Genomic DNA, 11752 nt, shown 5'->3' with positions numbered 1-11752 from the left:
CCGCTTTTCCGTGTCAAACCCGCCCGTTTGAAGCGACTTGACTTGATCTAGCTGGCCCTACCGGAATTCCGGCCGCCCCGTTTCCGGAGCAACCCCTCAAACTTACCAGCCTCTGAGCGGCTCTGCGAACCGATCTTTGAAACCGTCGAGTTTCAGGGGATTGTCGACAAACACGGTGCAGACCACGCTGAAGTCACCGGAGTGATTGGAGTGGTTTGCGCCGGACCTCGCCGACATCAAAAGATTAGCAGTCCCTCAAGACCGCTTGAGACCGAACGGCGAAGCCCGCCGGGATCAGGGCCGGGCCCGGCGGGAAACATAGACTCGGCTGGGTGAGCAGCCAGACGCCGCCTACGGCGAAGAAGGTTCCCAGCGAGCGCGTGCACCACGGGGACACCGTGGTCGATGACTACGCGTGGCTGACAGTCAAGGACGACCCCGAGACGATCGCCTATCTGGAGGCGGAGAACGCCTACACGCAGCAGGCGACCGCCCACCTCAAGCCTTTGCAGGAAACGATCTTCCAGGAGATCAAGGACCGGACCCTGGAGACGGACCTCACCGTCCCCACCCGCAAGAACGGCTGGTGGTACTACTCCCGGACCGAGGAGGGCAAGCAGTACGGCATCCAGTGCCGGGTGGCGGCCGACGGTGAGGCGCCCCCGGAGCTGGAGGCGGGCGAGGCGCTCCCCGGTGAGCAGATCCTGCTGGACGGCAACGAGCTGGCCGGAGACAGCGATTTCTTCTCCATCGGCACCAGCGCGGTCAGCCCCGACGGCACCATGCTGGCCTACTCCGTCAACTTCACCGGCGACGAGCGCTTCACCCTGAAGGTGAAGGACCTCACCACCGGGGAGACCCTCCCCGACGAGATCTCCGGCATCTTCTACGGCGGCGCCTGGTCGGCCGACGGCACCGCGTTCTTCTACACGACCGTCGACGAGGCCTGGCGGCCCAACCAGGTCCACCGGCACACCATCGGCACCGAGGCCAAGGACGACGTGCTCGTCCACGAGGAGGGCGACGAGCGGTTCTGGATCGGCATCGGGCTCAGCCGCAGCGAGCGCTACCTCGTGCTTTCGGCCGGGAGCAAGATCACCAGTGAGATCCGCATCCTCGAGGCGGACGACCCGACGGGCGAGTTCCGCCTCGTCCGGCCCCGGGAGACCGGTGTCGAATACGGCGTCGACCACGCCGGCGACCACTTCCTGATCCTGCACAACAAGAACGCGGAGAACTTCGAGCTGGCCACCGCGCCGCTCGACGCCCCGGGGGACTGGACCCCGCTGATCGAGCACCGCGCCGACACCCGGCTGCTCGACGTCGACGCCTTCCAGAGCCACACCGTCGTGCACTTCCGCCGCGAGGGCCTCACCGGCATCCGCGTCCTGCCCGGGGGCGCCGAGCCGTACGAGATCTCCTTCCCGGAGCCGATCTACGATGTCTCGCCCGCGGGCAACCCGGAGTTCACCGCCGAACGGCTCCGCCTCGGCTACACCAGCATGATCACCCCGCCTTCGGTCTACGACTACGACCTGCGGACGCGCGAGCTGATCCTGCTGAAGCGGAAAGCCGTGCTCGGTGGCTACGACCCGGCCGACTACGAGCAGTTCCGCGAGTGGGCCACCGCCTCCGACGGCACCCGCGTCCCCATCTCGATCGTGGTCAGGAAGGGCACCGAGCGGCCCGCGCCCACCGTGCTGTACGGCTACGGCAGCTACGAGATCTCGATCGACCCGTCGTTCTCGGTGGCCCGGCTCAGCCTGCTCGACAGGGGCTTCGTCTTCGCCATCGCGCACGTCAGGGGCGGCGGCGAGATGGGCCGCCGCTGGTACGAGGACGGCAAGTTCCAGAAGAAGAAGAACACCTTCACCGACTTCGTCGCCGCCGCCGAGCACCTCAAGGCGGAGGGCTGGTCGAGCGCGATCGTCGCCCGGGGCGGGTCGGCCGGCGGGCTGCTGATGGGCGCGGTCGCCAACCTCGCGCCGGAGGCGTTCGCGGGTGTGGTCGCCGAGGTGCCGTTCGTGGACGCGCTGAACACGATCCTCGACCCGTCGCTGCCGCTGACCGTCATCGAGTGGGACGAGTGGGGCGACCCGCTGCACAACGCCGACGTGTACGGATACATGAAGTCCTACTCGCCCTACGAGAACGTGGACGGGCGGGTCTACCCGCCGATCCTCGCCATCACCAGCCTCAACGACACCCGCGTCTTCTACCACGAGCCCGCCAAGTGGATCGCGAAGCTGCGCGACCTCGCGGACGGCGGGCCGTTCCTGCTCAAGACGGAGATGGGCGCCGGGCACGGCGGCCGCAGCGGCAGGTACGACTCCTGGCGCGAGGAGGCGCTGACCCTCTCCTGGATCCTCGACACAGCCAAGGCGGACCGGTGACCTACATCGCGGCGGACGACAGATACGACGGGCTCCAGCCGTACAACCGGGTCGGCAAGAGCGGGCTCAAGCTGCCGGCGGTCTCTCTGGGGCTCTGGCACAACTTCGGCGACGACAAGCCCTTCGAGACCCAGCGGGCCATCCTCAGGAGGGCCTTCGACCGGGGGGTGACCCACTTCGACCTGGCCAACAACTACGGCCCGCCGTACGGCTCGGCGGAGAGCAACTTCGGCCGGCACTTCCGGGAGGACTTCGCGCGCTACCGCGACGAGCTGGTCATCTCCACCAAGGCCGGATACGACATGTGGCCCGGCCCCTACGGCGAGTGGGGGTCGCGGAAATACCTGCTGTCCAGCCTCGACCAGTCGCTGAAGCGGATGGGGCTGGACTACGTCGACATCTTCTACAGCCACCGGTTCGACCCGGACACGCCGCTGGAGGAGACGATGGGCGCGCTGGACCACGCGGTCCGGTCGGGCCGGGCGCTCTACGCGGGCATCTCGTCCTACTCCCCGGAACACACGGCCGAGGCCGCCCGGATCCTGCGCGAGATGGGCACGCCGCTGCTGATCCACCAGCCGTCCTACTCGATGATGAACCGGTGGATCGAGGGCGGGCTGCTCGACGTCCTGGAGGAGGAGGGCGTGGGCTGCATCGCGTTCTCGCCACTGGCGCAGGGCATGCTGACCGACCGCTACCTCAACGGCGTCCCCGAGGGGTCGAGGGCCTCGCTGGGGCGCTTCCTCACCCCGGAGATGCTCACCGACGAGAGCATGCGCCACATCCGCACGCTCAACGGGATCGCCGAGGGGCGGGGCCAGTCCCTCGCGCAGATGGCGCTGGCGTGGGCGCTGCGCGACCGGCGGGTCACCTCGGTGCTGATCGGCGCGAGCAGTGTCCGGCAGCTGGACGACAGCCTCGGGGCGGTGGAGAACCTGTCCTTCACCGATGAGGAGCTGGAGACGATCGACAAGGACGCGGTCGAGGCGGGCATCAACATCTGGTCCCGCTCCAGCGAAGCCTGATCTCCTCCGGGGGCCTCCCGGGAGCGAAGCCTGATCTCCCCGGGGGCCTCCCGGAAGGGCCCCGGGGAGTCACAGATCTCCCCGGGTCCAGGAAGGTCACAGGGACCTTCCCAGGCCGCTACAGGGCCTCGTGTCGCTGCAGGTAGGTGAACGAGGCCCAGCCGGGCAGCACCGGCAGCCAGAAGGTGAGCAGCCGGAACAGCAGCACGGCCGAGGTGGCGATCTCGGGAGAGAGCCCCGAGAGGGACAGGCCGGCCGTGAGGGAGACCTCGACGGCCCCCAGGCCGCCGGGGGTGGGGGCGGCGGAGCCGATGGCGTTGCCGGCGAGGAAGACGATGGCCACGGCGGCGAAGCTGAGGGAGCCGCCGAAGGCGCGGACGCTGGCGTCGAGGCAGAGCACGAAGAAGATGGTCAGCAGCAGGGTGCCGCTGAATCCCTCGATGATCTTGCGGGGCGACTGGAGCACGTCCAGCAGGCGCGGGATGACCCCGGAGAACAGCGACCGGATACGCGCGGTGACCAGCCGGCGCAGGCGCGGGATGGACACCGCGACCAGCAGCAGCACGGCCACGGCCAGCATGATGAACACCAGCGTGCGCGACGGGGTGAAGGACGTGGCGGCGCTGGAGCCGGTGATGTAGGCGAACAGCAGCAGCAGCGTGATGTGGAAGCCCAGGCCGATGAGCTGGGAGGCGCCCACACTGGCCACCGCCTGGCCCGGAGGGATGCCGCGTTTCTGCAGGTAGCGGGTGTTGATGGCGACGCCGCTCACCGCGGCCGGGGCGACCAGCTTCACGAACGACCCGGCGAACTGGACGAGCACGGTGCGGCCCAGCGGGAGCTTCTCCGGCACGAAGCCCCTGAGCATCAGCGCGGCCGCGACGTAGCTCATCATCGAGGCGACCAGCGCGACACCGGTCCAGCTCCACTTGGCCGAGCTGATCATGTTCAGGTTGATCTGGGTGATGTAGTAGACCAGGAAGTAGGCGGCGAAGGCGCTGGCGATGATGGTGATGAGAGTCCGCGGGCGGAAACGCTCCAGGCGGACCTCCTCGACCTCGACCTTGGGTTTGAGCTCGACGATCCGCTCACGGATCTCGGTCAGCAGCTCCTTGTCCTTGCTGAGCGCGGCCCTGGTCTCGCGGGTGAGCGCGATCCGCTGGAGCAGCGGGAGTGCGCCGGCCAGCGTGTTCGGCCCGGCGACGGCGGCGGCCGCGCGGACCGCGCGCTCGGCGCCGACGCGCAGGCTGAGGTAGGTGAGCAGCTGGGCGATGTCGAGGCGGAGCAGGAGGTCGCCGGCGGCGATCTCACCGCTGCGGGCGTCCATGAGGACGACGCGGCCCTCGTCGTCGACATGGATGCTGTCGCCGGTCAGGCGCCGGTGCGCGAGCCGCTGGACCTGCAGGAGCAGGACCTGCTCCCAGATCTGGGCGAGCAGGTTGTCGTCGATCTCGTTGTCGGGGATGTCGGAGAGCGCGCGGGTGGCGGTGTGCTCGTAGGCGAGCAGCGCGGCCTCGGTGCCTATCTCGCTGGTGCCGACGAGCCGGGGGGTGCTGGCCCCGGCGGCCTGCGCGGCGTACGCCATCAGGGCTTCGCGCTCCAGCTCGGCGCGGAGGGAGCGGATGGCCCGGCGGCGGGTCTCGGTGTTGAGCCGGATCCGGCGCCAGAGGCGGTAGAGCAGGCCGGCGACCTGGCGGTCGCGGTCGAGGACGGTGACGTCGAGGCGGGTGCCGTCCTTGAGGCCGATGGCGTATCGCCGGCTGCTCTGGTGGTCGTCGTCGAGCCTGCGGGCCCGGACCGGGAGGTATCCCAGCTTGGCGACCGCCGCGACGATCGCGCTGCCCGGCGGGCGGGTGTTGGGGCTGCCCACGCCGTACAGGGTGGCGTAGCCGACGGCCAGGCCGACCAGGATGGAGACGACGACGCCGAGGATGGTGGCGGCGGTGGCGGCGAACAGCGCGATCGCGTTGAGCGCGACCGCGCTCCACAGGGCGGCGCGCCAGGTGGGCCGGCGGGAGATCCGCACCGCGGTGACGTAGGCGATGATCGAGGTGAGCAGCGTGTTGAGCGGCTCGACCCCCTTGCGGCCGCCGGTCAGCAGGAGGCGCAGGTCCTCGGGGCCGGCGCTGAGCAGCCACTCGCCGAGCGCGAAGGACAGCACCATCCCGGCGATGGCCGCGAACAGGCCCTCCGCCACCCGGAGGCCGTCACGGTGGAAGACCCGCTCGATCGCGTAGGCGATGGGGACGCCCAGCATCGCCGCCCCGCTCAGCACCCCGGCCAGGCCGCTGAGCAGGAACGGCGCCCGGTTCGTGCCGTCGATGACGTCGCCTTCGAGGCCGTTGAGCGTCTTCTTGGCGACGAGCGCCAGCAGCACCACGGCCACCAGCACGATCAGGGTGGCCAGGAAGCGCAGGAGATCGGACGGCCTGCGGATCCGCTGCGGGAGCAGCGGCTCGACGACGAGCACGACGGAATCGTCGCCCGTCGACGACCCCTTGTCGTTGGCGGGCGAAACTCTGCCGCGTTCTCTGATTTTCGTCACCGCCAGCGATTCTGCACGTTCCGCATTACAGGTGCGTCACCGATCTTCTCTTCCAGTGTCCACAATCGGAGGCATGCGTATCTCACTGGCCTCCGACAGTCTCGACGGTATAGCTCCCATCCTGATACCTGAGATCCGGAAGAGAGGCCACACGGTGATCACACACGGCGCCCTGGCCGACGAGCGCGCCGACTGGGCATGGTGCTGTTCCCGGGCCGCCCAGGACGTCACCTCGGGCGTGGCGGACCAGGCGATCGTGTGCTGCTGGACGGGGACCGGGGCGTCGATCGCGGCGAACAAGGTGGCGGGGATCCGGGCGGCCCTGTGCGTGGACGCGGCGACGGCGGCCGGGGCCCGGCGCTGGAACGACGCCAACGTGCTGGCCGTCAGCCTCCGGCTGACGTCGGCGCCGCTGCTGGAGGAGATCCTGGACGCCTGGTTCTCGGGCGGCGCCAGCGCCGACGAGACCGACCTGGCGAACATCGCCTACCTATCCGAGATTGAGAATTGACTCTCGGACCTGCGGCGATGGTGGCCCGTCCGGGCGACGGCCTGAAAAGCTGATCATCATGCGCTGCAGCCGGACCGCCGCCGCGGTCCTCCCGCACCCGGCGGCCCCCGGCCGCACGCGCTCACGCCCACGACACCACGACCGTCAGGTGGGCCGGAGAACGTCCCGAAGGCTGATTCGACTCCGCTCGATAACAAATGTGGAGCCGGTCTTTAAAGATCGCGATTACCCCTACTACCGTCCGTCTTATCGCGATCGCGGGGGATTTCCTGCTCCACTCTTGCCAGTGCTAGAGGAGTTTGCATGCGCGCACGCGTCCACAAGGGCCTGCTGGCCTCGATCGCCGCGGCTTCGGCCATGGCCCTGCCCGTGATCTCCGTCACTCCGGCCGTCGCCGCCGGGCCGGACCCCCAGGCGTTCAGCCGGTCGGTCAAGGCCCCGGCCGTCAAGCAGCACTTGGTGAAGCTCCAGCAGATCGCCGACGCCAACGGCGGCACCCGGGCGTCGGGCACCCCGGGCCACGAGGCCTCGGTCGACTACGTGGCGGGCAAGCTGCGTGCCGCCGGATACCAGGTCACCCTGCAGGAGTTCGAGTTCCCGTTCTTCCGTGAGGTCACCAGGACCGTGCTCAACCGGATCTCGCCCGCCGCGAAGACCTACGTGCGCAACACGGACTTCCGGACCATGACCTACTCCGGTTCGGGCAACGCCACGGGGACCGTGCAGGGGGTGGACCTGGTCCTGCCGCCGAGCCCGACCCCCAGTTCGAGCTCCGGCTGCGAGGCGAGCGACTTCGCCGGGTTCACCCCGGGCAACATCGCCCTGCTCCAGCGCGGCACCTGCAACTTCCAGGTCAAGGCCGAGCTCGCGGAGGCGGCCGGCGCCTCCGGTGTGATCATCTTCAACGAGGGGCAGCCGGGCGAGGGCCCCAACGACCGCCGGATCCTGCTGACCGGCACGCTCAACGCGCCCACCACCCACATCCCGGTCGTCGGCACCACCTTCGCCGTCGGCAACGAGCTGGCCGCCGCCGGGACGACGGTGACGCTCACGGCCGACACCGAGAGCGACCCGCACCGCAAGACGCGCAACGTCCTCGCGGAGAGCCGCTGGGGCGACCCGGACAAAGTCGTCATGCTCGGCTCCCACCTCGACAGCGTCACCGAGGGGCCGGGCATCAACGACAACGGCTCCGGCAGCGCGGGCATCCTGGAGACGGCGCTGAAGGCGAACCCCGTGCCCACCAGGAACAAGCTCCGCTTCGCCTTCTGGGGCGCCGAGGAGCTGGGTCTGCTCGGCTCCAAGCACTACGTGGCCGGCCTGTCCGCCGAGGAGAAGGCGAAGATCAAGCTGTATCTGAACTTCGACATGATCGCCTCGCCGAACCACATCTTCGGGATCTACGACGGCGACGACTCCGACGCGACCGGCGCCCCGGCGGGCCCCGCGGGCTCGGACAAGATCGAGCAGCTGTTCGAGACGTACTTCACCAAGCTCGGCCAGCCGTACACCGGCACCGACTTCACCGGCCGCTCCGACTACGGCCCCTTCATCGAGGTGGGCATCCCCTCCGGCGGCCTGTTCACCGGCGCCGACGGCGTCAAGACGGCCGAGGAGGCCGCCAGGTTCGGCGGTGAGGCCGGGGCCGCCTACGACGAGTGCTACCACCAGGTGTGCGACACCATCGCCAACATCAACGACAAGGCGCTGGCGGTGAACACCGGCGCGATCGCGACGGCGGCGTTCGTCTACGCCCACAGCCGCGACCTGCCCGGCGGCGGCGCTCCCAGCGGCAGCCGGCCGGGGACCGGCGGCGGCGGTCTCGGGCACGACCACGAGGACGTCCCCATGTGACACCGGCCGATCGGGCGGGGGGACGCGGCCGGACCGGCCGTGTCCCCCTTTCACACGCGCGGCTAAAGTCGGGGGCATGTCTCAGGATGAACTTCGGGTCCTGGGCGCCTGTCCGCTGGACTGCCCGGACACGTGCTCATGGGTGGTGACCGTCCAGGACGGCAAGGCCGTCAAGATGCGCGGCAACCCCGACCACCCCTACACGCGCGGCGCGCTCTGCGTGAAGGTCAACCGCTACCTTGAGCACACCCGGGCGCCCGACCGCATCCTCCATCCGATGCGGCGGGTGGGCCCCAAGGGGTCCGGCCGGTTCGAGCGGATCAGTTGGGACGAGGCCCTGGAGGAGATCTCCGTACGGCTGCGCGGGATCATCGACGAGCACGGCGGCGAGGCGATCTGGCCCTATCTGGGCACCGGCACGCTGGGCTACATCCAGGGGTCCGAGGGCGCGGCGGGCCGGCGGTTCTGGAACGTGCTCGGAGCCTCCAAGCACTTCCTGAACATCTGCTCGACGGCGGGCAACGTCGGGCTGGCGCGGACCAACGGCACGCCCGGCGGGATGGACCCCGAGACGTTCGCCCTGTCGAAGCTGATCCTGCTGTGGGGCACCAACACGCTGACCAGCGGGCACCATCTGTGGAAGTTCATCCAGGACGCCCGCGCGGCCGGAGCGCACGTGGTGGCGATCGACCCGGTCCGCACCCGCACCGCCGAGCAGGCCGACGAGCACCTGCCGATCCGGCCCGGCACCGACGCGGCCCTGGCGCTCGGCCTGCTGAACGTGGTCCTGGCCGAGGGGATGGAGGACCGCGACTACCTGGAGGAGCGCACCAGCGGCTGGGAGGGGTTCCGCGAGGAGATCCTGCGCCACCCTCCGGAGCGCGTGGCGGAGATCACCGGGCTGCCCGAGTCCGACATCCGCGCCCTGGGCGTACGGCTGGCGCACACCCGGCCCACCGGCATCCGCGCCACGATGGGCCTCCAGCGGCACGCGGGCGGCGGCACCGCGATGCGCGCGATCGCCGCCATCCCCGGCGTGACCGGTGACTGGCGCCGCCCCGGCGGCGGGATCGCCTACTCCACCAGCGGCCACATCCACCTGAACATCGACACGCGCGAGGACCTGCTCGCCCGGCCCGTCCGGCAGCTCACGATGACCCGGCTGGCCGAGGGGCTGGACGAGTCGGTGAAGTGCCTGTGGGTCTACGCGGCCAACCCGATGGGCTCCACCTCCGACCAGAACCGCGTCCGCGAGAAGCTGCTGCGCGAGGATCTGTTCACCGTCGTGATGGAGCAGTTCCCGACCGACACCGTCGACTACGCCGACATCGTGCTGCCCGCGACCATGCAGACCGAGCACATCGACCTGCACGCGGGCTACGGGCACATGTATCTGATGTGGAACGAGCCGGCCGTCGAGCCGCCGGGCGAGTGCCTGTCCACCATGGAGACGTTCCGGCGCCTGGCCGGGCACATGGGCCTGACCGAGCCGTCGCTGTACGACTCCGACCTGGAGCTGGCCGAGCAGCTGCTCGCCTCGGGGCACCCGTCGCTGGAAGGCATAACGGTCGACCGGCTGCGTAAGGAGGGCTGGGTCCGGCTCAACGTGCCGCAGCCGTTCACGCCTTTCGCCGACGGCTTCCCGACGCCCTCGGGGAGGCTGGAGTTCGGCTCCGGGCCCGCCTACGTCCCCCCGCACACGGCCTCCGCCGGGCGCGGCCCGTACCCGCTGGCGTTGATCACCCCGGCCTCCCACACGTTCCTCAACACCACCTTCGGCAACAACCCCGAGCTGCTGCGGCGCTCGAAGGGGCCCCGGATCCTGGTCAGCCCGGCTGACGCCGCGCAGCGGGGGCTGAGCGACGGGCAGCCGGCGCGGGTGTTCAACGACAACGGCGAGTTCGAGGCCGTGGTGGAGATCAGCGACCGGGTACGGCCCGGCGTGGTGGCCTCCGCCAAGGGGCACTGGCGCAAGCTGAGCCCCGGTGGCGCGACGGTGAACGCCGTGGTGGACGAGCGCGACGCCGACATGGGCCGGGGCGCCGTCTACCACGACAACCTGGTCGAGCTCAGCCCTTGTGCTTCTCGATGAAGGCCACGACGGCCTGGAGCGCCTTCGGCCCCTGGTCGCCGGTGAACAGCCGGCTGGCGTGGTCCCCGCCGGAGAGGACGAGCAGCTGGCGGTCGGCTGACTTCACGGCCTCGTTGTAGACGACCTGCAGCATGTCGAGCGGGGCGTCGGGGTCGGCGTCCCCGGTCACCTGGAGGAAGGGCGCCCTGAGCTCGTCGACCTCCCCCGGCTGGATCGTCCCGGAGATGCTGATGACCCCGGCCGGCGGGGGCTTCAGCTCTCCGGCCGCGAGCAGGGAGGCCCGTCCGCCCATCGATCCGCCGACCAGGAACACCTTCTCCGCACCCGCCTTGCGCAGCCGCCCGGCCATCGCGACGGTGTCCTCCTCGGGGGCCGCCGTGTTGTTCCGGTCGAACAGCAGGACCCGGTGTCCGGCGGCGACCAGCCGGTCGGCCAGCGGGAGCCAGGTGCACACGGTGCCCTGACGCTCGTAGGAGACGACCACTCCCACGGGCCCCTTGCCCATGATCACGCCTTTGGTGGTGGTGCCGCCGCGCTTGTACTCGAAGAGCTCGCCTGTCTTCTCGGTGACGCAGCCGTCGATGCCCGCCTCGGCGGAGCTCTCGGTGGAGCTGGGGACAGGGCTCGCGGCGGGGGTGGGGGTGGTGCTCCGGGTGAGGGTCGGCCCGGGCTGCGCGGTCGCCGGGCCGTCGGCCTGGCCGCCGGCCGTGCTCCCGCAGGCCGCCAGCAGCACGGCCAGTGCCCCCAGGCCCAACGCGTGTCGTCCCATCGCTGTCCTCGTCAATTCGCTCTCCCTGTCGGCGCGGACGGATTCTGTCAACGTGGACGGATTCTGTCGGCGCGAGCGGATCTTGTCGACGTGGACGGATTCTGTCGGCGCGGGGCGGAGCCCGTCGACGTGAGCGGAGCCGTCAGCTCAGCGCGAGCTTGTACCCCTCGTGGGAGGCGACGAAGCCGAGGGAGTCGTAGAACCGGTGGGCGTCCTTGCGCGCCTTGTCGGTGGTGAGCTGGACCAGCGCGCAGCCGCGGGCCCGGCCGCGCTCGACCGCCCACTCCATCATCTGGCGGCCCAGGCCCCTGCCGCGCAGGGTGGAGACGATCCGGACCGCCTCGATCTGCATCCGGAGCGCCCCCCGGCGGGAGATGCCCGGGATGTAGGTGAGCTGCATGGTGCCCACGACCTCACCGTCCAGCTCCGCCACGATCAGCTCGTTGTTGGGGTCGGCGTCGATGGCCTCGAAGGCGGCGCGGTGCTCGGCACCGAAGTCGCCGGTGCGGGCGGCGGAGATGGTGTCGTCGGCGATCATGCCCACGATCAGCGGGACGTCCTCT

General features: G+C 70.1%; 8 protein-coding genes. 5 read left to right on the top strand and 3 right to left on the bottom strand.

The genetic code is table 11. The annotated features are described in order from the left end of the window. Window positions 1-332: 332 nt before the first annotated feature. The gene (locus ACWDS7_RS41225; protein ID WP_451933716.1) at window positions 333-2393 is read left to right on the top strand and encodes a S9 family peptidase; all 2061 of its coding nucleotides are present in this window, start codon (window positions 333-335) and stop codon (window positions 2391-2393) included. Then, a complete protein-coding gene (gene mgrA / locus ACWDS7_RS41220; protein ID WP_451933715.1) occupies window positions 2390-3418 on the top strand; it encodes an L-glyceraldehyde 3-phosphate reductase in 1029 nt (342 codons plus the stop codon). Before ACWDS7_RS41225 ends, mgrA begins: the two co-directional genes overlap by 4 nt. Window positions 3419-3536: 118 nt before the next feature. Here the strand turns inward: mgrA and ACWDS7_RS41215 are convergent, their stop codons facing one another. After that, window positions 3537-5963 carry a lysylphosphatidylglycerol synthase transmembrane domain-containing protein gene (locus tag ACWDS7_RS41215; protein ID WP_451933714.1) on the bottom strand — a complete coding sequence of 809 codons (2427 nt, stop codon included), beginning with the start codon at window positions 5961-5963 and terminating at the stop codon, window positions 3537-3539. A gap of 73 nt (window positions 5964-6036) precedes the next feature. On the opposite strand from ACWDS7_RS41215, the gene ACWDS7_RS41210 reads away from it, so the two are divergent. The 3 genes from ACWDS7_RS41210 (at window position 6037) to ACWDS7_RS41200 (ending at window position 10420) form a co-directional block, all read left to right on the top strand. After that, on the top strand, window positions 6037-6474 hold the full coding sequence (locus ACWDS7_RS41210; RefSeq protein ID WP_451933713.1) for an RpiB/LacA/LacB family sugar-phosphate isomerase: 438 nt from the start codon (window positions 6037-6039) through the stop codon (window positions 6472-6474). A gap of 303 nt (window positions 6475-6777) precedes the next feature. After that, the gene (locus tag ACWDS7_RS41205) at window positions 6778-8328 is read left to right on the top strand and encodes a M28 family metallopeptidase (protein WP_451933712.1); all 1551 of its coding nucleotides are present in this window, start codon (window positions 6778-6780) and stop codon (window positions 8326-8328) included. 76 nt (window positions 8329-8404) lie between these two features. Further along, on the top strand, window positions 8405-10420 hold the full coding sequence (locus tag ACWDS7_RS41200) for a molybdopterin-containing oxidoreductase family protein (RefSeq protein ID WP_451933711.1): 2016 nt from the start codon (window positions 8405-8407) through the stop codon (window positions 10418-10420). On the opposite strand, the gene ACWDS7_RS41195 is transcribed toward ACWDS7_RS41200, so the two are convergent. Together ACWDS7_RS41195 and ACWDS7_RS41190 are read right to left on the bottom strand one after the other, a co-directional pair. After that, a complete protein-coding gene (locus ACWDS7_RS41195) occupies window positions 10398-11189 on the bottom strand; it encodes an alpha/beta hydrolase (RefSeq protein ID WP_451933710.1) in 792 nt (263 codons plus the stop codon). The two genes, ACWDS7_RS41200 and ACWDS7_RS41195, sit on opposite strands and share 23 nt — an antisense overlap. Before the next feature lie 142 nt (window positions 11190-11331). Continuing rightward, window positions 11332-11752: GNAT family N-acetyltransferase (locus tag ACWDS7_RS41190; protein ID WP_451933709.1), on the bottom strand; the 421-nt coding region annotated here is incomplete at its 5' end.

The organism is Streptosporangium sp. NPDC003464 (assembly GCF_053588315.1).
This window is presented reverse-complemented; position numbering and strand designations above follow the sequence as displayed.

What these genes read in the sequence shown, in the direction of transcription:
- ACWDS7_RS41210 (WP_451933713.1), top strand. Translation starts at nt 6,037, where the DNA reads ATGCGTATCTCACTGGCCTCCGACAGTCTCGACGGTATAGCTCCCATC.
- ACWDS7_RS41205 (WP_451933712.1), top strand. Translation starts at nt 6,778, where the DNA reads ATGCGCGCACGCGTCCACAAGGGCCTGCTGGCCTCGATCGCCGCGGCT.
- ACWDS7_RS41200 (WP_451933711.1), top strand. Translation starts at nt 8,405, where the DNA reads ATGTCTCAGGATGAACTTCGGGTCCTGGGCGCCTGTCCGCTGGACTGC.
- ACWDS7_RS41195 (WP_451933710.1), bottom strand. Translation starts at nt 11,189, where the DNA reads ATGGGACGACACGCGTTGGGCCTGGGGGCACTGGCCGTGCTGCTGGCG.